General features: G+C 48.1%; 20 protein-coding genes and 1 tRNA gene. 13 read left to right on the top strand and 8 right to left on the bottom strand.

Translation table 11 applies throughout. The features are described 5' to 3' along the window. Nucleotides 1-6 precede the first annotated feature (6 nt). Entirely contained in the window at nt 7-261 is a 255-nt protein-coding gene (locus NG795_RS11570) for a hypothetical protein (RefSeq protein WP_367288823.1), read from the bottom strand. A 419-nt stretch (nt 262-680) separates the two neighbouring features. Continuing rightward, nucleotides 681-890, bottom strand: coding sequence for a hypothetical protein (locus NG795_RS11565; protein ID WP_367288822.1), 210 nt, complete (start codon nt 888-890; stop codon nt 681-683). A 311-nt stretch (nt 891-1201) separates the two neighbouring features. On the opposite strand from NG795_RS11565, the gene NG795_RS11560 reads away from it, so the two are divergent. Beyond that, a complete protein-coding gene (locus tag NG795_RS11560; protein ID WP_015150167.1) occupies nt 1202-1426 on the top strand; it encodes a DUF2811 domain-containing protein in 225 nt (74 codons plus the stop codon). A 316-nt stretch (nt 1427-1742) separates the two neighbouring features. Here the strand turns inward: NG795_RS11560 and NG795_RS11555 are convergent, their stop codons facing one another. Then, on the bottom strand, nt 1743-2465 hold the full coding sequence (locus NG795_RS11555; protein ID WP_367288821.1) for a response regulator transcription factor: 723 nt from the start codon (nt 2463-2465) through the stop codon (nt 1743-1745). A gap of 1697 nt (nt 2466-4162) precedes the next feature. Between NG795_RS11555 and NG795_RS11550 the strand changes: the two genes are divergently transcribed. From NG795_RS11550 to NG795_RS11540, 3 genes are all read left to right on the top strand, one after another. Next, entirely contained in the window at nt 4163-5356 is a 1194-nt protein-coding gene (locus NG795_RS11550; protein ID WP_367288820.1) for a hybrid sensor histidine kinase/response regulator, read from the top strand. A 633-nt stretch (nt 5357-5989) separates the two neighbouring features. Beyond that, entirely contained in the window at nt 5990-6457 is a 468-nt protein-coding gene (locus NG795_RS11545) for a DUF2141 domain-containing protein (RefSeq protein ID WP_367288819.1), read from the top strand. A gap of 286 nt (nt 6458-6743) precedes the next feature. After that, nucleotides 6744-7745 carry a tetratricopeptide repeat protein gene (locus NG795_RS11540; RefSeq protein WP_367288818.1) on the top strand — a complete coding sequence of 334 codons (1002 nt, stop codon included), beginning with the start codon at nt 6744-6746 and terminating at the stop codon, nt 7743-7745. A 50-nt stretch (nt 7746-7795) separates the two neighbouring features. On the opposite strand, the gene NG795_RS11535 is transcribed toward NG795_RS11540, so the two are convergent. Beyond that, nucleotides 7796-9304, bottom strand: a complete 1509-nt coding sequence (locus tag NG795_RS11535) for a hypothetical protein (RefSeq protein WP_367288817.1) — start codon at nt 9302-9304, stop codon at nt 7796-7798. 1252 nt (nt 9305-10556) lie between these two features. Here NG795_RS11535 and NG795_RS11530 point away from each other — a divergent pair. The 4 genes from NG795_RS11530 to NG795_RS11515 all read left to right on the top strand — a co-directional run bounded on the left by NG795_RS11530 (nt 10557) and on the right by NG795_RS11515 (nt 15801). Then, the gene (locus NG795_RS11530; protein WP_367288816.1) at nt 10557-12416 is read left to right on the top strand and encodes an NAD(P)H-quinone oxidoreductase subunit F; all 1860 of its coding nucleotides are present in this window, start codon (nt 10557-10559) and stop codon (nt 12414-12416) included. Nucleotides 12417-12671: 255 nt separating this feature from the next. Next, nucleotides 12672-14180, top strand: a complete 1509-nt coding sequence (locus tag NG795_RS11525) for an NADH-quinone oxidoreductase subunit M (protein ID WP_367288815.1) — start codon at nt 12672-12674, stop codon at nt 14178-14180. 183 nt (nt 14181-14363) lie between these two features. Continuing rightward, on the top strand, nt 14364-15659 hold the full coding sequence (locus NG795_RS11520; protein WP_367288814.1) for a CO2 hydration protein: 1296 nt from the start codon (nt 14364-14366) through the stop codon (nt 15657-15659). Between the two features lies 1 nt (nt 15660). After that, nucleotides 15661-15801, top strand: coding sequence for a hypothetical protein (locus tag NG795_RS11515; protein ID WP_367288813.1), 141 nt, complete (start codon nt 15661-15663; stop codon nt 15799-15801). A gap of 212 nt (nt 15802-16013) precedes the next feature. On the opposite strand, the gene NG795_RS11510 is transcribed toward NG795_RS11515, so the two are convergent. Together NG795_RS11510 and NG795_RS11505 are read right to left on the bottom strand one after the other, a co-directional pair. Further along, nucleotides 16014-16415, bottom strand: coding sequence for a fasciclin domain-containing protein (locus tag NG795_RS11510; protein WP_367288812.1), 402 nt, complete (start codon nt 16413-16415; stop codon nt 16014-16016). A gap of 295 nt (nt 16416-16710) precedes the next feature. Next, entirely contained in the window at nt 16711-18750 is a 2040-nt protein-coding gene (locus NG795_RS11505) for an NACHT domain-containing protein (RefSeq protein WP_367288811.1), read from the bottom strand. A 311-nt stretch (nt 18751-19061) separates the two neighbouring features. Here NG795_RS11505 and NG795_RS11500 point away from each other — a divergent pair, with 311 nt between their 5' ends. From NG795_RS11500 to NG795_RS28495, 5 genes are all read left to right on the top strand, one after another. Further along, a complete protein-coding gene (locus NG795_RS11500; protein ID WP_367288810.1) occupies nt 19062-19787 on the top strand; it encodes a TIGR00266 family protein in 726 nt (241 codons plus the stop codon). 25 nt (nt 19788-19812) lie between these two features. Then, nucleotides 19813-20499, top strand: coding sequence for a TIGR00266 family protein (locus NG795_RS11495; protein WP_367288809.1), 687 nt, complete (start codon nt 19813-19815; stop codon nt 20497-20499). A 38-nt stretch (nt 20500-20537) separates the two neighbouring features. Then, complete coding sequence (locus tag NG795_RS11490; protein ID WP_367288808.1) at nt 20538-21275, top strand: TIGR00266 family protein; 738 nt, start codon at nt 20538-20540, stop codon at nt 21273-21275. A 221-nt stretch (nt 21276-21496) separates the two neighbouring features. After that, nucleotides 21497-21570, top strand: a tRNA-Met gene (locus NG795_RS11485). Nucleotides 21571-21729: 159 nt separating this feature from the next. Then, a complete protein-coding gene (locus NG795_RS28495) occupies nt 21730-21975 on the top strand; it encodes a hypothetical protein (protein WP_495855879.1) in 246 nt (81 codons plus the stop codon). 428 nt (nt 21976-22403) lie between these two features. Here NG795_RS28495 and NG795_RS11480 read toward each other — a convergent pair whose 3' ends face one another. Together NG795_RS11480 and NG795_RS11475 are read right to left on the bottom strand one after the other, a co-directional pair. Further along, nucleotides 22404-22649, bottom strand: a complete 246-nt coding sequence (locus NG795_RS11480) for a hypothetical protein (protein WP_367288807.1) — start codon at nt 22647-22649, stop codon at nt 22404-22406. A 380-nt stretch (nt 22650-23029) separates the two neighbouring features. Next, nucleotides 23030-23347, bottom strand: coding sequence for a P-II family nitrogen regulator (locus tag NG795_RS11475; RefSeq protein WP_367288806.1), 318 nt, complete (start codon nt 23345-23347; stop codon nt 23030-23032). Nucleotides 23348-23394 lie beyond the last annotated feature (47 nt).

The following is a 23394-nucleotide window of genomic DNA, read 5'->3' as shown; positions in this document are numbered from 1 at the left end:
TCGTATTCAGAGTCCGTAAAATTGGTCTTCATGCAAGATGACCTCCCCATGTTCGGGGACCCAGGCTACCCACTCGCGATCGCCGCATTTACACAGAAGTAAGGCTTGATCTGCACTGTATTCGCTGGGTTGTTCTAGTAATTGCACCCAGGTGTTGGGTTCGGGTTCCTGCCATAAGATTTCCCGGTGGGATGTGGGGATCCATTCGGGCGATCGCAAATAAAGTTTTTCCAATTCTTGTTTAACTAGGTCGAGTTTCATAATTTTTTCCGTTTTTATGCTCAAGGTGACCCTGGATCCAAAAACTCGATCTGGGTTGTACCTACATGGGTTATGTAATATTTTTGTCTGTAACAATTGTTACAGATAGGATTTTTAGGCGTCAAGCAAAGTTAGTAGAACTTAACAATCCTGGCCCTAACGGTGGGATATCGCGCTGAAAAATCCCCGGGTTCATGCCCGGGGAGAGGGGTTAAAGGGGCAGGAAGTCAAGAATGGGATGATTGGCGAGGACAAGGCACCTGGGATGGTCCCTAAATCTAGGCAATGCCTAGACAGAACTCCCGAGGAAAATTTGCGGATAAAATCAACAGTTAATAATCACTGGATTTTTAATCACTAACTCTATATTGTGGAGAGTGATAATTTTCAGTTACCAATTTCTAACTTCCCTAAAATTGCTAAAATTTTGCAATTCTTATTTTTTCGGCTGGTTTTCCCCACAGATTCCACAAAGATTTCCACAGGTTATCGGGGGTTTTCCACAGGTTAGGGAGAGTTTTCCCCAGGCGATCGCCTTCGAGTTCTGATGTTTTGGTTGAACTGGGGATTAAGGTCAAAAAATGCCTCAAGGCGATCGCCTGGGGAAAATTTGTAAAGTTCTGTAACAATAAATGGTTAAAACCCTTATTCTCTCGTGGCTCTGAGGGACCCAGACCGAAAATTGTAACATTTCGCAACGTTGACAACTCCACCCCTTCTGAGCGCACAATGAAACCGCCAACCTAAAACAAAAGGGTTTCTCGTCATTGCAGCTTTTTAAAATAAGCAGCCAGCATTCTAATCGAAGGGCTTTAGCTTGAACGAGCGAGCTCAAGCGGAATGCGGCAACCCGAATGAGAGTAACGCCAGCTTGAATCAAAGCCGGTGGGGATTGGTAAAACGTTAACAGCTACGCGGAACGCGCACGGAGGTTTCCAGAATGAACGCAAACGTCAGCATCCTTGCAGAAATTCCAGAAGAACTGCATCAATCCCTTAAAGGGTATTTAGACTCTCACCCCGACTGGGATCAAGACCGGGTGTTTGCTGCGGCCCTGTCTCTGTTTTTGTTACAAAATGGGGATAACCGGACCCCGGAAGCCTCAAAAAACTATCACCAAGCGGCTAGAGTGTATCTGGAAACCCTGTTTCAGCATCCGGTGTAACGGGCAAAGGTTGGGGAATCTGGGTTGATGAATCGGGAGAGGAGGCTGCTACAGAGGTAGGGATGTAATGAATCCGGGCAAACCATTAGGGAGAGGGGAGTACCAGATTCCCAAACATTTCTAAAACCTTTCGAGAGCAAATGAAGAGAAAAGAGAGTGAGCTGGAGAGATTGCCTAGGCCCCTCTATAGCAACTCAAACAGCCGATTCACCAACATTGGGACCCCGGGGAAAAGGCGTTTGTTTTTCGTACAGACGCCATTGAGTCCCGAATGAGAATGAATTGAAAATTAGGGACGATCACATCTAAATTTGGACTAGATTTCCTCCGGTGCATCTTCGGAATCACCACTGTGAGCTTCAAATTTATACCCCACTCCGCGCACCGTATGAATCAGTTTGGGATAGATGCCATCCCCTTCGATTTTGCGGCGGATTTGGCCGATATGCACGTCCACCACGCGCTGATCCCCCACATAGTCATAATCCCAAACTTCTTGAAGCAGTTCAGATCTACGCCAAACTCGGCCTGGATGAGAGGCTAAAAAATAGAGTAGATCAAATTCAAGGGCCGTTAGGAGAATGGGACGAGCAGAGATCGTTACCTCGCGACGCACGGGATCGATGCTCATTGATCCGAAATCAACCGAGGGTTGTTCTGCAACCTGGACCACCCGTTGACGCTTCAACAGCGCCCCGACTCTGGCCCCGAGTTCGACGAGACTAAAGGGTTTGGTAATATAGTCATCTGCACCTAAATTAAATCCCCGGATTTTATCAGCTTCATCCGTGCGACTGGTTAGCATTAAAACGAAAACACCCGTGCGCTTTTGCATCGCTTGGCAAAGCTGATACCCCGTAGTATCGGGTAAGTTAACATCCAGAATTACCAAGTCTGGATTAAATTGCTCGAAGAGTTCGAGCGCTTTTTTTCCATCTTCAGCCGACTCCATTTGATAGTCTTGCTTACTTAAAAAGCGATGGATTAAATTCCGGATCGCCGGATCGTCATCAACCACAAGAATCTTGGCAGAGGCCATAGCTACAACTGTGCTGGTGTGAACAGGTCAAGAGTCATCATTCAGCCTGACATGATGAGTCAGATAGAGGGTCTAACTTGATTAAGCCAATCAGGGTGAATTCAAGGATCCACTATAATCCCTTGATAGAGTATTGCCCAAATGATTGATTGGCAACAAATGAGGCCAATTCCGGGAAACGGGACCTCCTCCTAACGACCCTACCTAGAGTGCTGTTGTCACTCCCTCCACCTCCACTGGTTTAGCGGATCTTGAATCGCGAAGGGTATCGCTGACTATACAACAGATCCTGCCTCTACTACTAGAGGGAGTTGCTCAATAGCAATTGGAGCAAGGAGTTCTCAATAAAATAGATAGAGGGGGAGTTAGGGAATAAAGCACTCTTTTATAGGCAATTCGGCAACTAGACCACTCCCCAAAGAAACATTGACTAAAAACAATCAAGATGATATTCAAACCTTACGATAGCTTAAAATTTACGATTGGGGGATTAAGTTATAACAGAGAAGGGGGTCCGGGCGTAGCATTTTGAGGAAGAAGTGCCAGTCGTCGCCGGTGATTCTGTCGCGCTATCAGTCGGCCTTGGTATCCTGTGATTTGTCAAAGATGAGGGGTGGATGCAGATTTCCCCCCTCAAATTTCTCCCGTCCATTGGTTCACACGGGTTCCCGTGCGGTTTTGAGGGAAGAGGGTTGAGGGATCCGAATCGGATGCTCGGAAGTTCGCCGTCAAGGAAGTAACTCTGGCCGATCGCGGAAAAATGGGGGTGGCGATCGCTCTTCACAGGCCACTTAGCTTACGGGGTATCAGTTTCGCCAATCCCTCCAATTCCAGAGATAATAGAGAGGAGCTTTTCTCATTGCGAGCTAATTAGCGGCCAAGACTTCCCTAACAACTATCCCTTGAACCCAGTCTAGGGACCAGTTTGGTTTGAGTCCAGTCAGGGGTGTTCTGAAAACCCCTGACGGGAGAGGATGACGATCGCATAGGCTAATTCCTATCTGCCTGACCGCAAGCCTCCTGAGAGCCCCTCGGCTGCCTCTGGAACCCGGGGGTAAACCGGAAGTAGAACCGCAGGGCCCATATTGGACGACCGGGACTCGCCTCCCCCCTGAGCAATTCCCGACTCCGAACCCTGACTCATGCTCAATCCGGTTGTCAAAGACCGCAGTATTTTCCTGTAGTTTTGTCCAGTCTCAAAAAAGTCAAGTCATCTGGTGTGATTCATGACAAAATATCCTGGCACTCTTTGTCCTATCCGGCTCCTCCAACGCAACTTATAGCGCTTTGGAGTCGGTCGAAGTACAGATTGTTGATGGATTCAGTGCCTCCCTTGGGAATGTCAAATTTTTGGATTTGTACCTCATCACTCCGGCAACGGGGAGGGATGATCTCAACTGCGAAGTCCGTTTGTCGTCTTTGACGACAACCCTCGGATTCTCACTCACCCTTAAAGGGCAAGGGATGAGCTGATCCAGGAGAAAACGGCGGAAGTTAAATCCGCCCCCTTAACCGGATAAATGTAAGCTTTAAAAGGTCTACCTTCCGAGGGACAAAAACAGTTTGAGCCAGTCTAGGTGCAACCCTAGTTTCCTGACTGATGGCACAGAATCCCGCTCGTGACAGAGTTTTGTTCTTAGAGACACTCACGCCTCGCGCGGAGTGCGGTTCTCCTAATATCCTAGTAAAAGATTTAGATGAATAGTAATGATTCCCAAAACAATTCTCCTTTGATTCTGCTGGTAGATGATGACCGGACAACGCGGATGATGCTGCGTCGGGCAATGCACAATGAAGGGTATCGAGTGGTCGAGGCGTCGGATGGCATCGAAGGGTTGGAACTGTACAAACAACTCAACCCGGATATGGTGCTGCTGGATGCCAAGATGCCGGGGATGGATGGTTTTAGCTGCTGTACTCAAATTAAGGCGATCGCCGGTGGGTTAAGTATCCCGGTGTTAATGATTACCAGCTTAGAAGATGAGGATTCGGTTGATCGAGCATTTGAGGCGGGTGCGACCGACTATATTACCAAACCCATTCTTTGGGCGGTCTTGCGACGGCGCGTTCAGCGGCTTTTACAAGAAAAAAAAGCTGAACGAGAAATTATCAAGGCACTGGAGCAAGAACGAGAACTCAACGAATTGAGGTCTCGGATTGTGACAATGGTCTCCCATGAGTACCGGACTCCCCTGACGGCGATTTTATCTTCGGCTGAATTGCTGGAATGTTATTGGCACAAATGGGATGAGCAAAAACGGCTCAAACATCTCGAACGGATTCAATTGGCGGCGACTCATCTCACGCAGTTGGTGGCAGATGTGTTGTCTATCAATGAGGTAGAATCCGGAGAGATGGAGTTTAATCCGGCTCCGGTGAATCTGGAGCGTCTGTGCCAAGAAGCAATTGCAAATTTACGGCTTTCTCCCGCCTCTCCCCATCAAATTAGGTTAACTCACCACGGCGATGATTTTGAGCTTTTTCTTGACAGCCACTTAATCCAACAACTGTTGGTTAATCTTCTCTCTAATTCTATCAAATATTCTCCGAAAGGAGGGATGGTCGAAGTAGAATTAATTTTCTATAATCCGGATAATGGGTCTGAAAATAACGCCTTATCTTTGACCGAGGCGGAATTAAAAAAAATTGAGTCCCCTGTAACCATTGTTCGGGTAAAAGACCAAGGATTGGGAATTTTACCCCAAGAACAGGGCCAAATTTTCAATGCTTTTCACCGAGGGAGCAATGTGGGGACAATTCAGGGCACGGGTTTGGGCTTGGCGATCGCCAAAAAATGTGTCGAGTTACATCGCGGGGAAATTTCCATTGCTAGTGAAGTGGGTGTAGGCACGACGGTTACCGTCACCCTTCCTTCTAGGATTCCTACATGACCCTTGAACCCCGGTTAGAGCTCGAACCTTCTCAGCAAGTCAGAAACCGGGTTGTCTACCCTCTTGTACCCTCAAATCAATCCCTGTTGTACAGCAACCCGGTTTCAACGCGGATATCAATCAATCAATTGGCCCTAACCTCCCGTTTTCCAGGCCACCTCCTGCCCTGTGGAGGGATGTCATTTTTAGGCAGAAGGCTCTGAGCAAGAGCTATTCCCGGTTGGGACTTATGCCTTGTAGGGACGAAGGGGTGGGCAATCTGGGGGGGATGATAACCTTTTTCCCAGCTTCTTTCCATACCCTCAATTTGACTCTTTTAAAGTATTCTTTCTATCTTGAGCAAAAATCACTTGATTTTTGTATAAAAATTCATACAATTAAACCAGTCCAAAAATTACGGGGTTTTTGAGTCCAGTGCATCTGGAAGGGAGGCAAATCGATCGCTCACCGAGCAAGGGTAAGGAAGAAAGGCTAATGCTTTTAGCTCGGAGGTTTCTGCACCCATCCCCCAGGCGAAACCTGGCCCTATTTAGGGGGTTAAGCTCAAGAATAATCCCCTAGACAACCCCTATTAACCCCCGGAATCAGAGGATGACAGGGACCGTGATTGACACTTTCATAAACCGGATCACCATGATGAAAACACCTGGAAAAATTATTTTAGCGATCGCCTCAATCTTTAGCAGTTTTACCTTAACTCAATCGGTTCGAGGGGTACCTGGGAGTCAACTCAACCTTCAAATAGAAGGCATCACCAATCCCCGAGGTAATATTTGTTTCACAATTTTTTCCCGCAGTGATGGATTTCCTCGGGATGGAGCCAAGGCACTCAAAGCCGAATGTTCTCCCCTGGAAAACCTCCCAGTGACCCTGAGCATCAATGGATTAAATGCAGGCAACTATGCCGTGGCAGTTTTTCACGATGAAAACGCGGATGGACAACTCAACACCAATGCGGTGGGTATTCCCCAAGAAGGATTTGGATTTTCCAATAACCCCCCCATCCTGACGGGTGCTCCCAAATTTAGCGAGGCGACTTTTTTCGTTGCCGGACAAACGACAACGGTTCGGATTGCGATGAAATATTTGCTCCGACTCTAGGCTCGATTGTAAAATACGTTCAAAAGAGAACCGGGGGAGTTCACTCTCACCCTGAATGCCACTCTGGCGGTTTCTTCATTCCATAAAGTGGCCTTTCAATCACAACAAGGTCCCCTGTGAAGCGCAAAGTTGTCAATTTTAGGTCCCCGGGGGGAACTGTAAAAGTCTTCCCTCGAATTGAGGCAAGGCGATTTCCAGGAGTCGCAGGAGTGTGAACCGATCTATCATTAGGGGCATCAGAGGGTAAAAGTTAGGAAAAAATCAGCAGTTGTTGGAGGCTAAATTTATGCAGCCAATGTTTAAATGGCTTGGTATTGTTACAGCAATCGGGATATCGGGGATATCGATGCCGTTACCCGGATGGGCAATACCCGATGATCCCACAGGTGGCATGGATTCTGGACAGGTGACCACCTCTCCAGATATTCTAGAACCGCTCCAGCCTCTGGTTACCCCTAGGGCAACTCCCGAGAGACCGCCTCAGAGCCCTACACCGACCCCGAGAGCGACTCCCGAAAGCAGCCCTGCACCGGCAACCCCGAGAGTGCAGCAAGAACCCGTGGAGCCAAGACCTGCATCCCAGGCGACGAGTGAGGTGGAGACGTTACTCTCTCGGGGTCAATTTTTGTTGTCGTCCAAGCAATATGAAGAGGCGCTCAAAACTTATGACAGTGCCTTGGAGTTAAATTCTAATAATGCGGATGCCTGGATTGGTCGAGGCATGGTGTTAGAGCAGTTGGCGCGTTACGATGATGCGATCGCGGCGATTGACCGGGCGACAGAAATTAGTCCGAATTATTCTCTGGCATGGCTCAGTCGGGGGATGGTCCTGAAACAGGCGGAACGCTTTGAGGATGCATTAACGGCGTTCGATCGCGCTTTGGACGGGGATGGACAGTGGGGTGATAACCGACCCGCAGATGCAGCCCTTAACCGGGGTTCGGTCCTCTGGCAACTGGATCGCCGGGATGATGCCCTCGCTTCTTTTGACCGGGCGCTCGAACTGGATCCTCAATTTGCCCTAGCTTGGTACAACAAAGCTACCGCACTCCTAATCCTCGGTGAATTGGAAGCAGCAGTCACCGCTTATGATAGCGCCATTAAAAGTACCGGCGAGTGGGGTTTATCCACAGGTCCGGCTAGTGCCTGGTACAATCGCGGTTTGGCACTAGAGCAGTTGGAGCGTTACGAGGAGGCGATCGCCTCTTATGACCAAGCGTTGCGAATTACTCCGAATCATACCAAGGCTAGGCAGCAGTTGGCTCGATTGCGTCAGCAGGTACAGTAGGCCCAAAAAAGGGGCGAGGGTTGGAACCCCCGCTCCTGTTTTCTCCTGTTTTACGGAAGCCAGCCCGGGCGGAGGCCCTCAAAGGGTAACTCTTCCGGTTTGTAATCTAAGGGGCGGTTGATGGAGGCGCTCGGATCCAAGGGCAGCAGCCAAAGCCGACTTCTGGCGATCGCTTCCCCGGAACTGGTCCGAACTGCATCCACTGGGGCTTGATTGGCTTGAGGGGCGACGCTGACTATTTGATCAAACAGCAACCCTAACCCATCCGGGGCCAAACTAATATGAATCTCTCGCTGATCCGGTAGCAGAACCAGGGGTTGCAGGTTCCCGGTTTCTACATTAATGGCGGCGATGTAAGGTTCTTCTTTATAAATTTCCCCTTCCACCAATTTCGTAAGCAAACAATAGAGGGTTTTTCCTTCGGGTCCAAATTGGGCGCTGAGAAAGGAACCTTTAATGCGGAGTAGTTCTTTGTTGACTCCAGTGGTGGTGACTAAATAGAGCGATCGCGTGTAGTCGGTGTTGAATTTCACCATCGCTGCAGCGCTACCATCAGCCGAAAAGCTCAACACTCGCCCAAATTGGGGGAGAAAATCTACGGGTTCGGCTTTCGGTTCTAGGGGTAAAATGGCTAGTCCCTGTCCCTGGGCGATCGCCACGGTTTGACTATCGGGAGTAATAATAAAATCCCCACCCGGTTCGTTTTCCAGCGGTTTGGGTTGCTTTCCTTCCTCTATTTTCCAGAGTCCAAATTGTCCCGGGTCCTGTTTGTTGACGCGCTGCACCAGAATGGTTTTACCATCGGGGGAGAGGTCAAAGCTAAGGTTTTGATAGTTGTCGGAGTCTAAGATCGGTTCGATTTGACCCGGTGAGTTGTCACGGCGGCGGGAGCGTTTTCCCGGGGTTTCTGGGACGATGCCGGTGGTGACGGTGAAGAGTCGTTGTTCTAAAAGTCCTTGGTTGGTAGAAAGGGAGTCGATCGCGGAAAATAAGAGGCGATCGCCGTCGGGATAGGGTTTATAATCCAAAACTGTAATTTCTTTCGGGGTCAGAATCGTTTTTTCGCTTTTGCTGAAGTTGTACAGGATTAACTGTCCCCGTTCTCCCGGGGAGACTCCGATATAGACTAAGGCGCGATCGCGACTTTTGAACTCTCCCACAAACGGCTCGATCAGAGTTCCCTCTTTTCCCGCTTGGGCGAACCGTTCCCGCGCTTGGCTGAGTTGCAGTTTAAATTCCATCCCATAAGGCACCCCTTGGGTAACTGTGTAAGCCATCCGCCTTCCCGCCCAACTGATTTTACCAGGCACTGGGGGTTCTATTATCAGGTTGTCTTCCACACTCTGGCGATCCATCGGACGGCTGAAGGTCATGATAAAGGCGCGATCTCTGGCACTGACTTGTTGATTTTGCCAGCTAAATTCCCGCACTCGTGGAGCGGTACTATCGCCTCCAAAGAGGAGCAGGGCGATCGCCACCGTCAAGACTGCAATCAGGGCGATCGCCGCGCGATCGAGGGGTTGCGAGAAATTTTTCTGGAGTTGGTCTACACTGAACATCGGTTAAGGGTTAATGTTGAGAGTTTAGATCGGAGAGTTGAGGGACCTGGTTGCCCGACTGACGCATCATTTCTATATTGATCTCCTATATTGAGTAGGCACCGCAGTAGATGAAAGGCACCTATCCTCCGGGGTGAAATTCCCACTCTTGCATAAGTCTTCCGGTTTCACTCCACAGGACTGAATACCTACCCATCGGATTTAGAATGTCCATTCCATTGTTTTAATCTAGCATTCCCATCGGACTCCCTCCAGATTATCCCTCTACAGTTCCCCCGCTTGCTCCGGCCCCGGTGAGGGACTGCCTTGCTAAAACTTTTATGTTATACAAATTCGGTTTACTGGAGATTACCTCTGTCGAAGCTGGTCCGAAAGATTAGAATTTAAAGTGAGAAAGCAAGTATAAAATATTGAGGGTTTGCTTTTGTTAAGCCAAAACGGAAGACATTGAGGTTAAGGCGATCGCCTCTGGTGTTTGCTCCATTGGAATTGCATTCAGAGGATAGGCTACTCCCCGATTTTAAATTCAGGCCATCATTTTTATCTCTTAAATTTTTGTAAACCCTCCTTTAAAGATAAAATAGAATTCTGACTCCTGATAAATATACCCAATCTAAATCATGAGTTCAATAGAATTCAAGAGTGGGAGCATCTTGCTTGTTACGACTCAATAGAGAGCAAGATGCTCCGAGGACTGGTCTGATTTAGAGACCCTGCTATAGCGCTTCGGTGGACTCATGAGGTCTTCTCTTGCATCCCCTCTCCCCCTTTGGGCCGCCAGGGGTTTGGAGGGAGGGCTATACCATATATTGATGAGAACCGCTCTATCTATTCCCGAGAGTTTAATTTTGGACTTTGCCTAAGTATTGTTACTTATTTAGACCGACCAAAATTTTAAATTAACCTCATATTTTACGCTGAACTTGGGGCGGGTGACCCGATTAATCGGGCAATTCCACCTAACCATAGAGTAAAATCAATGATAACCCTTGTTAAAATCAATAGTTACCTGGGTCAGCCCCTCAAACCCCCCAAAGCCCTGTGGAGATAAGGCTATAAGAATAAATTAGAGAAGAAATTATTAATTTTTGTGCAGGAGTCTCTTCCTTTTGGGACCGAATAACGATAACCTAATTTTAAGAAAATTAAGAAAAGATAAATCTATTGCAGCCTAGCCGACTGCGGTCGTGAAATTTATCATGGAAGCATCAAAGGCAGACTGTTCATTGACAGCGAATATTAGGAAATACAGATGGCTGATTTACTTCTGACAACCGTTTGGTTCGTGCCTGGGTATGCCTTACTCGGGGGACTCCTGGCGGGCGCTTGGTCACCGGGAACAATCCGAAAAACTGGACCGAGACCCTCGGGCTATATTAATTTAGTCCTGACTTTTTTAGCCTTCCTTCATAGTTTATTGGCGTTACCAGCAACCTGGAATCAACCGGCGCAAGGAATATCTTGGACTTGGTTGGATGCTGCCGGGTTAAACCTAACGGTAGATTTAAAAATATCTGCCTTGACGGTAGGTGCAATGGCATTAGTCACGGGATTAAATCTGCTGGCACAGATTTTTGCTGTGGGATATATGGAAATGGATTGGGGTTGGGGTCGCTTCTATGCCATGTTGGGAGTATTTGAAGCGGGAATTTGCGCCCTGATTTTGTGCAATTCGTTGTTTTTCAGCTATGTCATTTTAGAAGTCCTCACCCTGGGTACTTATTTATTAGTCGGATTGTGGTTCTCGCAACCGTTGGTGGTGACGGGGGCCAGAGATGCTTTTTTAACAAAACGGGTGGGAGATTTAATCCTGCTGATGGGGGTGGTTGCTTTATTACCGTTAGCAGGTACCTGGAATTTTGATGAATTAGCGCAATGGGCACAAACTGCTGATTTAGATCCCAAAGTGGCGACTTTGTTAGGGTTAGCGTTAATTGCGGGACCCTTGGGGAAATGCGCTCAGTTTCCCTTGCATTTGTGGTTGGATGAGGCGATGGAGGGGCCGGTTCCCAGCACGATTTTACGGAATTCCGTGGTGGTGGCAACTGGGGCCTGGGTGTTGATTAAATTACAGCCGGTGTTGGCGTTGTCGGAGATTGCGACGACGACGGCGATTTATATTGGGGCGGTGACGGCTGTAGGGGCTTCGGCGATCGCCATTGCTCAAATTGATATCAAGCGATCGCTCTCTTATTCGGTAAGTGCTTACATGGGTTTAGTGTTTATCGCCGTGGGAACGGGGGAAACTCAAACCGCTCTGATGTTACTCCTGTCTTACGCGGTGGCAATGGCACTTTTGGTGACTTGTACTGGGGGACTGATCTGGAATACGATTACCCAAGACCTCACTCAGTATGGCGGACTCTGGTCTCGCCGTCCAATTTCTGGGTTGGCATTTCTCGTGGGAGTGGCGGGTTTAGTGGCGTTACCTCCCTTTGGCGGATTTTGGGCGTTGCTCAAAATGGCGGAGAATCTGTGGGAGGCACATCCGGAGTTGGTGGGTGTGTTACTCGTGGTGAATGGGTTAACGACATTTAGTGTGATTCGCGAGTTCGGATTAATTTTTGCGGGGAAACCGAAACCGATGACGGTGCGATCGCCAGAAGTACATTGGCCGATGGTGATTCCAATGGTGATTTTAATGGGTGTGACTTTGCATATTCCGTTAATTTTGATGGAATGGAATCTGCTGCCGGATTGGGCGAACCTAAATATTCCAGTTGCGGGCGCTTTAATTGGCTCAACCGTAATCGGAGGTGGATTGGCCGGGTTCATTTATCTGAGCGATCGCATTTCCAAACCCGTCAAATTTGGTCCCCAATCCGTCCAAGACTTTTTTGCTTACGATTTTTATACTGCCAAATTGTACAAACTGACCATTGTCTTTGCCGTGGGGTTGGTTTCCCAGATTGTCTTCTGGTTTGACCGCTATATTGTCGATGGATTAGTCAATTTAGTAGGATTATTTACGGTGTTTAGCGGCCAGAGCTTAAAATACAATGTTTCGGGACAAACCCAATTTTATGCCCTAACTATTCTGTTCGGGGTGGCTGTACTGGGAATGTTACTCGCTTGGCCCTCTTTGTCGAAGATTTTCTTAGTGTTCAACTAACCCACTCGGGTACAAGCGGATGTCAAAAGTTGAGGAGATCGCGCGTTTGACCTGCGGTTTGCCCGAGAAAAAGGGAGATTCGATTTGATGTACCTTCCTCCCGCCAAAGCATTTCACCCCTACAAACCCATCAGGTTTGGAGCTATTCTGTGAATGAATTAGAGTCGCTATATTGACCCAGGCTACTGCTAAACCGGAATGGCCTTGGTGCTGCCCTTGTTGATTCATGTTTGAGGACCTAGAAAGGATAACGCTATGCTGAGTCTATTAATTGGATTGCCCCTTTTCGGTGCAGTGCTCATTGGATTTTGGCCCTCCAAAGGGTCGCCTACGGTGTTAAGAAATATTGCCCTAGTAGTCGCTTTGGGGATTCTAGGCTGGACCGTGGCGATCGCCACTCAGTTTGATTTAGCCTCCCCGGGAGTGCAATTTCAGGAATATTTACCTTGGATTCCCCAGTTAGGACTTAGCTATAAATTAGGCATTGATGGGTTATCTTTTCCTCTGCTTGCCTTAAGTGCATTTCTTAATTGCATTGCCATTTATGGTCGGGGTGAAACCGTGGAGCGCCCTCGGCTCTATTATCCCATGATTTTCCTCGTGAATGCTGGAATCACTGGGGCATTCGTTGCACAAAATTTATTATTATTTGTGCTGTTCTATGAATTAGAACTGATTCCTCTTTACCTCTTAATTGGAATTTGGGGGGGGCAAAAACGCGGATATGCCGCGATGAAATTCCTAATTTATACCGCATTATCGGGAATTTTAATCTTAGCTGCGTTTTTGGGAATGGCTTGGTTAACCCATTCGAGCAGCTTTGATATCGGTTCTATTTCTACGGAAAAATTATCCTTAACCACCCAACTGATTTTACTCACCATTCTGTTAATCGGATTTGGAATTAAAATTCCCCTGGTTCCCTTGCATACTTGGTTACCCGATGCTTATGTGGAAGCGTCCCCGGCAGTGGCAATTCTTCTTGGGGGAATTCTGGCTAAATTAGGGGCTTATGGGTTAATCCGGTTTGGGTTACAACTGTTCCCAGAAGCCTGGGGAGTGGTTGGTCCTGGGTTGGCGATTATTGGGGTGGTGAGCGTCATGTATGGTGCCTTTAGTGCGATCGCCCAAAAGGACATCAAACGCATGGTTGCTTACAGTTCCATTGGACACATGGGCTATATTTTAGTTGCCGCCGCTGCCGGAACTCCCCTGAGCTTACTCGGTGCAGTCGCTCAAATGGTCAGTCATGGATTAATCCTCGCCATTCTCTTTTATATCGTGGGTATCATTGAGCAGAAAGTGGGCACTCGCGAACTGGATGTTTTGAATGGATTAATGAATCCCCATCGCGGCTTACCGCTCACCAGCGCCTTCCTGATTTTAGGCGGAATGGCAAGTGCAGGAATTCCAGGATTGGTAGGATTTATTGCCGAGTTTATGGTCTTTCAGGGCAGTTTTTCGGTCTTTCCCGTACAGACTTTAATTTGTATTATTGCCTCGGGTTTAACCGCAGTTTATTTCGCGATTTTAATCAATCGCACCTGTTTTGGAAAACTGGATAATCAGTTGGCATATTATCCCAAAGTGTTGGCAGCCGAACGAGTTCCGGCGTTGATATTGGCGGTCACTATTTTTATATTAGGTATTCAACCGGCTTGGTTAGTGCGGTGGAGCGAACCGACAACGACAGCAATGGTAGCCAATATTACTCCCGCTCATCCCGCGCAAATTGCTCAAAAAATGAACAATTTTGCCCCCTAAAATCCAGGGGACAATTCCGGATGCCGGAGGGGGAGCATCTTGCTCCCTTGCTGCATAAGGAACCGAGATGCTCCCACTCCTGAATTTTCGGGTTATCATGATTTCGAGTTGCTATAACGCCTTGAAAAATCAGCCCTATATTGCCTGTTTTTGATTGTTATCTAGGGAAAATATATCCAAACCATGACAACTGCAACTTCTACAAAACTCCCCCCCTCTACCCATGAATTTGCCGATATTATTCATCGTTTAGAAGCCGGTGGCGCTATGTTGCCGGATAGTCCCGAAAATTTAATGCAAATTATCGGCATTTATAAAGCATACGCGGTGCCGATGGACTTCTACTGGCGAGATTTGCTTTATATCGCCCAAGACGTGTTTTTAGAACCGTTTAATTTCTTCAAATACTTCCTGCCGAAAGAGTATTTAGACTTGCATAATCACTATGCTGGGGATGATGCCGACTTGCGAATTTGGCGGGGAGAGGCAACGGCGCATCCGGAACTCTTAGCCTTTATGGAAAAAGGGGAATTAAACCAAAAAATCCCCCGGTTGTTCCATCATTGGTTGCACGATCGCGTTAATATGGAATTTGCCGAAGCCTGTATGCGGGCGATGTATTGGCATGGCAGAGATATGGGTTGGGGAAAATTTGATGCTTATCTCGATAGTGATGAGTATAGAGCCAATGCTGATGTCGCCATCAAAGCCTATTTTAAAGGCAATCCGGTGATGTTGGGACTCTATAAGCTGTTTCCCGAAATGTTTTTAGAACAGGTGAGGCAACTTTCCTATTATAGCAATTTGGGATTGTTCTGGGAAGTAATGGCTCCGGTGTTTTTTGAAATGTCCGATCTGTATGATGAAGGCAAACTCACCACTGTTCCAGAAGCGATGAATTTCCTTGTGAATGGCATCTTTGCGATCGCGGGACGTCCCATTTACCATCACGCTCATATTCGCGGCAAAGTTTACGAAATTATCCCCAAATCAAAAGGCTTTACCTGGCTCTATGAAGCCGCTTTACCCTACGTCGAAGCCGTCTTTTATCGCACCGCACCCTTCCGAGGCACTAAATCCTATAATGCTCAAGCAAAACAAGTGCCAGATGAGCAGAAAGACTTCCATTATGGCATTTTATATGCCGATGTCTTTCCCGTGGGAACCGCAGGCATTCCCCCGACATTATTAATGCAGGATATGCTCCATTTCCTCCCCCCCTACTTGGTAGATTATTATCGCCAATATTGCCGGGGTGAGGATGATATGTTGATTCAGTTGGGAATTACATTCCAGCGATCGATGTATTGTGTCACTTCCGCTGTCATTCAAGCGTTACGCACGGCTTTACTCTATCCTTTAGATGATCCAAATCCCAAGCATTTGATGGCAAATCGGAAGTTTTTTGAAAGCCAACTGGATCGATTTAAACGTCCTGAAGCCCGGTTACGGGATATTCAGCGTCAGGATTATCGATAAGGTGGCAACAACCGGCGCGGTGGCAACAACCGGCGCGGTGGCAACAACCGGCGCGGGTTTAAACCCCCGCCTCATAGCTTGCATTCGGTTAAAAACCGACTGCAAGTCTGATCCAGTGGTGTTTTTAGTCGGTTTCAACTGACATCTTGCACCATTCTCAACAACCGGCGGGGGTTTAAACCCCCGCCTCATAGCTAAAGTCGGTTAAAAACCGACTGCAAGTCTGATCCCGTGGTGTTTTCAGTCGTCTTTAGACGACTTTAGCTGTTAGGCGGGGGTTTAAACCCCCGCCGGTTGTTGCAACTTGAGCTATTAGGCGAGGGATTTATCCCCCGCCGGTTGTTCCTATTAGTCTTAACCCATTAAAATCACGTTATCAATCACATGAATTACCCCATTATCGGCTTCCACATCAGCCATAACAACCGTGGCATTTTTGACTTCAAATCCATCGGAACAATCGATAGAAATCGGAGACCCTTCCACCGAGGTGACTGACTCTAATTTTGCTAAATCCGCTTGCATCAATTTACCCGAAACGACATGATAGGTTAAAATTCGAGCCAATTGAGGAATATTCTGTAACAGGGTTTGAATGGTTCCTGGGGGTAATTTGGCAAAGGCGGCATCGGTGGGAGCAAAAACGGTGAAAGGACCGGGGCTTTTTAAGGTTTCGACTAAGTTCGCTGCTTGCACCGCAGCGACAAGGGTTTTAAAGGAGTCATTGCTCACCGCAATATCGACAATATCGGGCATGGATTCACCTGGGTTTGTACAAAATGCTTTAAATTAATTGTATGATAAACAGTGAAATTATAGGGAAGGAATAGACAAGTTAGGGAAGGGGGAGTTAGGAACAAAAAAAACCTCTCAGTGGGGACCGAGAGGAATTTAGGAGTGCAGGAGCTACCGGAAAACAGCGAGGGTTCTTCAATAGCTAGGAAATACTCTAACGAGGGGGTATGGAGTCGAGATGACAGCGGGATGGCATTGCCGTGACAGTTGGGAAACCCCAGAGGAGAGCCGTTGCAGGCAGCGGCAGGAAGGGATTTTAACTCTCACCGAGGCGATCGCGCAATAACTCATGAATGAATCGATACTGTTGCCATCCCACTCGCTGTAAAAATAACCGTTGGCTGACATATTCCAAAAACCGACTATAATTCCAGGGAATATCCCCTCTGCGCCACAATATCACGCGCACGAGCAAGTGCTTCATCCAGGGAATAGCGGTAATCAGTCCGCAAATTAAGCCTAAAATAGGGGCGGTTGACCCCATAAAAAACAGCACGGAGAGCAAATACATCACCCCACCTTCCCTGGGGGTGACAGCGGATAAAATTGCCCCAATGAATTGAAAACTTACGAAACCAAGAAGGCACCAACTCACCGAGGCGATCGCCGACTGCCAGAGGATGCGCGGGGAGGTGGTACTCAGTTCAATATCCGGCGCTTTTAAGGCAATAATTCCCCCACAACTTAAGGCAATAATTGCAAAAAATATCCCATAAATTCCCCCCACTTCCCATCCATAAATCAAGGTAAATAACCCAGCATATAGAATAATAAAAAGCAACAACAAGGCCAGGGGATACTGTAACTGTTTCCGGGTGGGTTGCAACCGTAACGCCGGAAGAGAATCTGTTGAAAATATTCGGTGATTGCTCTGACTCATCACCCCTGCGAGCCAGCGTAACCAGAGTTTGGTTTGTTCCGCCGGGGGTTCGGTTTTGCGGGAATAAATGGGTTTCTCCATGTCCCGCGACAGTTGCCGTCGAATATAGGCATTAAACACATAGCGCTGCCGTTCTTCTCTTGTCTTCAGGCGTTTCCAGGAATGAATTAAAATTTCCTCGTAGGCAACGGTCATCAGATTTAAGAATAAAGGCGTTTTGGCTAATCGGAATAATGTTGGGTCTGTTTGCAGATTTTCCCAAAGTTCCCGACTGCGAGAGGCGAGCAAATATCTCTCAATTTGCTGCTTCTTCAAGGGTTGAACTCCGACTGCTGCATACAAACGGAGACGAGTTGGGCGACGTTGGTAAGTATCCATGCGGGTACAAAGAACCAACGGCAGCGCCTGTCCATTTTGGCGTCTGGATTGGGCAATCTCTTTTAAACACTGTTCCTGTCGATCGCCATCCAGTTCGTCCAATCCATCTAGGAGGGGTAACAAGCGATCGTCTGCCAACAATTCTCGGACTAACTTCCGGTTGACGTTATACTTGCGACCCACTTCTTCCTCAATCCAAGTGAGCAACGGGAGCGGATCCAGCCAATGTGCTAAATCTAAGACAACCGGCACGGGTTCTAGCTCATTTTGTCTGGCCCGATCGCATAACTCTTGGGCTAATTCTAACAAGGTGCTGGTTTTCCCCGCACCCGGTGCACCGAGGATTAAAACAATTCCGGCGATCGCCCCGATTTCGAGAACCCCCGTTTCCGGGTCCGCACGCACTCCCACCTCATTGAGCACCTCTACCCCCGCTTGCTGGGGTGCTGCCACCTGTAACCCCTCCAGAATCCCTTGTTCCGGTGCGAGTTTCCGTCTCGGGTGCTTGCCAATTTTCACCTCCACATCCCACAATCGGGGGAGTTCCTCCGTCAGGGGTTCGCGCACCAAATAGCGATGTACCGCATAATGTAACGACTGCTGCTGTCGGGCGATCGCTTCACTTTCAACTGCTGCCAGTAACCCGGAACGTAAGGCGATCGCCGAGGATTGCCAGCGCTGCCACCGTTGCCAGAGCACCCACACCGTCGGCAATCCCGTCCCCAACCCCCACAACAACACCGATGCAGCGCTTAAATTTCCCTGAAAAGCGGGATTGAGGGACTCACTGACGAGGAGGAAGTACACCGACACCGCCGCAATCAGAGGCAGAACCCCAAACAGCCAAAAACCCCGTTCCACCCTGGCACCGGGTAACCAACAGGTTAAGGCACATAACAGTCCACATCCGAGGGTCAAAACCCCCAGCAAAATGCCGAGACTCGTTGGGGACGCCGCCGTGATGGCGATCGCCATACAGAAGAACCCATTCACCAATACAGTCAAAATCAAAATGAACGCCGGACTAATTTTTGGCATGGGAGATGCCTCTCTTGCAGGTTATCGATTCTCAATTTACCCTCTTCTTGTCAAATAGTCCCCCCGAAGGAAGCAACACCCGGCGGGGGATAAATCCCCCGCCTAACAGCTCAAGTCGGTTGAAACCGACTGAAAAAACCACGGGATAAGACTTGCAGTCGGTTTTTAACCGAATGCAAGCTATGAGGCCGCCAATCGATTTATCCCCCGCCGGTGTTGAGAATGGTGCAAGATGTCGGTACCTCATAACCGTTGGAAACGCTATATCTACCCTTCCAGAGATATTTTGCTTTTTGTTAAGGAATCGAAACTTGCAACTAAATCTTGCCACACTGGTAAATAATCATCACCCTGAGAAACAAGCGAGTTCTATCGTGGAATATGAGATTCGTTATAAACCCTCCTTTGCCACCCTGTTTGTCACCCTCAGTCCCGGGGAATCCATCACCGCAGAACCCGGTGCCGCCATCTCAATGGATAGCCGGATTGCCATGAAAACCCAATTTTCCGGGGGGTTCTTCTCCGGGTTATTAAAAAAATGGTTCGGGGGAGAGAGTCTCCTGGTTAACGTCTTTCGCAATCCCACCACTCACCCCCTAGAATTGGTCCTCAGTCAAGCCAGTATTGGGGATATGGCTTGCATTGAACTCACCCAGTCCAGTATCTGCTTGCAACCCGGGGCTTATATTGCTCATACCCCGGGGATAAAAATCACCCTCAGTTGGGCGGGATTTTCCAGTTGGTTCGCCCGCGAGGGACTATTTAAGCTCAAATTAACCGGCACCGGGAGAGTATTTTTCGGCGCTTATGGCGGCTTAACTCCTAAACGAATTAACGGCGATTTTATCGTGGACAATGGTCATTTAGTCGCCTATGAACCCAGCATAAAAATGGGAATTTCCATGTCCGGTGGCTTGTTCAGTTCCCTTTCATCTGGGGAAGGATTTGTCAACCGCTTAAAAGGCCAAGGAATGATCTACTTACAATCCCGAAGCGTGGAAGGCTTAGTCAAATTTTTAAACCCCCAATTTCGGTAATCTCAGCGGGAAGGCATAGAGAACTATGAAAGTCAATATTTTACATCAACCCGACTGTGCGATCGCTCATCTCATCCTCAAACCCGGTGAAGATATCTTAGCCGAAGCCGGTTCTATGATTGCCATGAATGGCAATATGCAAGTCAGCACCACCCTGCGCCAAGGCAAAGGCGGCGGCATCTTTGGCGGCTTGAAACGCACCCTCGCCGGTGAATCCTTATTTTTAAGCGTCTTTCGTGCCCCCTCCACCGGCGGCGAAATCTTTTTAGCCCCGAAAATGTTAGGAGATATTTGCCACTATCAACTCCAAGAAGTCGGCTTAATTGTCCAAGCCACCTCTTACCTAGCTTGTACCTCTCAAGTTATCCTAAATTTAGGGGTTCCCGGCTTCCAATCCTTCTTCTCTGGAGAAAGTTTTTTTTGGCTCGATATGAGTGGTCGCGGTGACCTCCTTTTAAGTTCCTTTGGGGCTATTTATGAAGTCTGGGTCGAAGGTGATTATATCGTAGATACCGGCCATATTGTCGCTTTTGAAAAAACCCTAACCTTTGAAATTACCAAACCTCCCGGAAGCAACTGGGTCAGCGCATGGCTGAGTGGAGAAGGATTGGTTTGTCGGTTTAAAGGCCGAGGGCGTCTCTTTTGTCAAACCCATAATCCCCAGGCTTTTGGTCAATTGATTGGGTCTCAGTTATCCCCACGCACTGAATAGCCCTTATTTTTTTTACAATTATCATCAAGGAGATAAAAATGAGTCGTCCGATTGCCTATAAAATTGAGCATTCACCCTCCTATGCTTCCTTGCATATTGACTTAGAACCGGACCAAACCGTATTAGTTGAAGCCGGAGCAATGGCGGCAATGGATAGCTGGATTAAAATGAAATCTAAAATGAAAGGGGGACTGCTCAAAGGCTTAGGCCGCATGGTGAGTGGAGAATCTTTATTTATTAGCGAATTCACCGCTGAAAGAAAAGCAGGCCAATTATTTGTATCTCCCGCTGTACCGGGAGATATTAAACATTATCTGTTAGAAGGAAATAGCTTATTCATCCAATCTTCTAGCTTTGTTGCCTCCAGTCCAACGGTGGACATTGACACCACATTTCAAGGACTGAAAGGCTTTTTTAGTGGGGAATCCTTCTTTTTAATCCGAGCAACTGGAGAAGGAGATTTGTGGTTCAACTCCTATGGCGGAATTATAGAAATTCCCATTGCAGGGGACTATATTGTAGATACCAGTTATATAGTCGCCTTTGAAGATACCCTAGACTATCGGGTAGAAGTTTTAGGGGGATTATCCTTCCGGGGATTAAAAACTGGTATTCTGGGTGGGGAAGGGTTAGTTTGTCGCTTTCAAGGCACCGGGCGCTTGTGGGTGCAGTCCCGCAGTTTGTTCCCCTTCTTGAATTTTTTAAATCCGTTTCGCCCGGTGCAAGGTAGTAGCAGCAATAGTAGTAGTGCCAGTGACAGCAGTGGTGATGAATAGCCTTTTCACCCGGGAGGGAAATTCAGGGTCCTGGATGGGCTATTCGGATAGGGGTTTGAGGGTTCGAGGCGATCGCCCCCTTCATCGGATAGTCCTCGGTCCTCTCCCCCTGCCCTCAAACCCTGGAAAATCAAGGGATTCGGGAATTACCAAATTTTTTTAAAAAAGGACTAGACAAATCTAAAAATTATGTTAAAGTAATAAAGGTGAAAAAACACCAAGGCTCAGTAGCTCAGTAGGTTAGAGCAGGGGACTCATAAGCCCAAGGTCGCAGGTTCAAATCCCGCCTGAGCCATTTACTCCATCAGCGTTTCAGCCTCCACCCCATCCTGGTGGGGGCTATTTAACGTCACTCGACAGCACGCCGGTTGTAGCGTTAACCTACTCTATGTGACACAAAAATTTAGGTCAAATTTAGGTCAGTGATGAAAGTCAGGAAGAACCGCTTAATGCAATCCATGCCGAACTAAACGCAGCAAAAGTAGCAATCCCCATCAGCAAAGGGGCGATCGCCTCAGTCTTCGTGGCACCCTCCAAAACAGGTAGGGGCAAAACCAAACCCTATCAATCAGACATCGCCCTCAACATCTACGCCAATCTCGCCGGATTCAAACGAGCCAAATCTGAAGCCTTGCGTGTTGGGGGTCTCCTTGATTGTAAGCAATTTACTGGGTCGGAATGGTTGCAGCCAGAACCATAATCTGATTCCATCCCTATAGAAGATTGGTTAGACTGTTTTGAACAAGACTATCTCAACAAACGAGCTCAGATGAACCTCTAGGGCAAAATTGTACCACGGGTCTACTCCAGTTATATCTTAACTCGGGGCCACAGAGGCGATCGGCAAGACGCTTACCACCCAGGATAAAAAGAACTGCAATTACTTCCCATCCCCGATTAACCCAAAACAGCACCCTGGCCAAACCCTAACAAATCTACCTTGATCGCCCACCCATCTACAAGAGCGCAAATCACCTCATCCGCCGAGGGGAGGGAGACTCGCCTGCTCCATCCTACCTCTCCAGTCGAACCGGCCTGGGTCTGCTTGTTTTCACAAGAGGACGGAATCGGGCCGGTCAAATCGGGAACAGGAGTTGCGTGGGAACTACTCTTTTAGCAATGGCTGAGTTAATCAATCCACATTTCGGGGGGAGTTGTTGCTGGCACATAAGTCGTGGACGGACTGTAACTGGCGAGGTTAAACCACCCGACTGCCAGTAGGAGACCGAACCCACAGCCCAACAAAAAAGTCCAGGCGTGAGACGAATCGAGCACGCAGAGCAGGCGGCGATCGCTGCTATATACCTGCACTAGCCAGCCTTCGCTGGTGTTGTCAAATTGGGTCCGCAGTTGAGTTGAGTCAAACTTGTTCATGATGTCCGCTCCATACTGATCGAATATGTGTGGCTATGGCTGGCAAGTACCCGCCGCTACTGAAACACCTGTTGTGAAATTCACCTGTGAATGGAGAGTGTCTCACGGAGAGAGACTGGGGCGCTCAAACCTAACATTGATGTTGAACAGAAGACCGACATCTATGCTTTTGCCTTGAACGATAGTCTTAAGTTTATCTTACAAAACTTACGCAATCTGTAAGATAAACCCCGAAATGTAGAGGTAATTCGCTTTGTTTCCTCTACATTTAGGGTAGTCTCAAAATCTGTGTCAGTCCTGTCTCAGATGTCATTACAATACCGAGATTCCCACTGCTTTAACAGCTTCTTGCGAAAATGAGAATTGCTGGGGTTTTGAGGTCAGAACGTGTGGGCGTGCAGTACCTCCATCACGTCACAGATATAGGCGATACCTGAATAATCGTCGAAAAACTGCGCTGCGACCTCATCCGAAATCTTCACGGCCATATCCCGATTGGGGGTGAGTACCTCGAACTTTACATTCGAGAAGGCGTCGCTAACGGTGGGTTGTCCCGACGAGCGCACGCCGCGACTGCCTTTACCGCCAGCGGGCACCACCGTATAACCGGTAGCACCGGCTTCGTCGATGATCTTGGCGACCTTTTTCAGCAGCACCTTTTCCGTGACGATGACGAGCTTGCTAGCTTTCTGGGCCATGTGGGTTACCTCTTGATAGGTTCTGTTACGACAATGCAAGGCAAGAC

Source organism: Laspinema palackyanum D2c (genome assembly GCF_025370875.1).
GTDB classification, from domain to species: Bacteria; Cyanobacteriota; Cyanobacteriia; order Cyanobacteriales; family Laspinemataceae; genus Laspinema; species Laspinema palackyanum.
This window is presented reverse-complemented; position numbering and strand designations above follow the sequence as displayed.

Excerpts from the sequence above, each read along its gene's own strand:
- NG795_RS11560 (WP_015150167.1), top strand. The coding sequence starts at position 1,202 with ATGAACGCAAACGTCAGCATCCTTGCAGAAATTCCAGAAGAACTGCAT.
- NG795_RS11495 (WP_367288809.1), top strand. The coding sequence starts at position 19,813 with ATGAAAGTCAATATTTTACATCAACCCGACTGTGCGATCGCTCATCTC.
- NG795_RS11570 (WP_367288823.1), bottom strand. The coding sequence starts at position 261 with ATGAAACTCGACCTAGTTAAACAAGAATTGGAAAAACTTTATTTGCGA.
- NG795_RS11520 (WP_367288814.1), top strand. The coding sequence starts at position 14,364 with ATGACAACTGCAACTTCTACAAAACTCCCCCCCTCTACCCATGAATTT.
- NG795_RS11490 (WP_367288808.1), top strand. The coding sequence starts at position 20,538 with ATGAGTCGTCCGATTGCCTATAAAATTGAGCATTCACCCTCCTATGCT.
- NG795_RS11545 (WP_367288819.1), top strand. The coding sequence starts at position 5,990 with ATGATGAAAACACCTGGAAAAATTATTTTAGCGATCGCCTCAATCTTT.
- NG795_RS11525 (WP_367288815.1), top strand. The coding sequence starts at position 12,672 with ATGCTGAGTCTATTAATTGGATTGCCCCTTTTCGGTGCAGTGCTCATT.
- NG795_RS11530 (WP_367288816.1), top strand. The coding sequence starts at position 10,557 with ATGGCTGATTTACTTCTGACAACCGTTTGGTTCGTGCCTGGGTATGCC.
- NG795_RS11505 (WP_367288811.1), bottom strand. The coding sequence starts at position 18,750 with ATGCCAAAAATTAGTCCGGCGTTCATTTTGATTTTGACTGTATTGGTG.
- NG795_RS11555 (WP_367288821.1), bottom strand. The coding sequence starts at position 2,465 with ATGGCCTCTGCCAAGATTCTTGTGGTTGATGACGATCCGGCGATCCGG.
- NG795_RS11550 (WP_367288820.1), top strand. The coding sequence starts at position 4,163 with ATGAATAGTAATGATTCCCAAAACAATTCTCCTTTGATTCTGCTGGTA.
- NG795_RS11475 (WP_367288806.1), bottom strand. The coding sequence starts at position 23,347 with ATGGCCCAGAAAGCTAGCAAGCTCGTCATCGTCACGGAAAAGGTGCTG.
- NG795_RS11540 (WP_367288818.1), top strand. The coding sequence starts at position 6,744 with ATGCAGCCAATGTTTAAATGGCTTGGTATTGTTACAGCAATCGGGATA.
- NG795_RS11510 (WP_367288812.1), bottom strand. The coding sequence starts at position 16,415 with ATGCCCGATATTGTCGATATTGCGGTGAGCAATGACTCCTTTAAAACC.
- NG795_RS11535 (WP_367288817.1), bottom strand. The coding sequence starts at position 9,304 with ATGTTCAGTGTAGACCAACTCCAGAAAAATTTCTCGCAACCCCTCGAT.
- NG795_RS11480 (WP_367288807.1), bottom strand. The coding sequence starts at position 22,649 with ATGAACAAGTTTGACTCAACTCAACTGCGGACCCAATTTGACAACACC.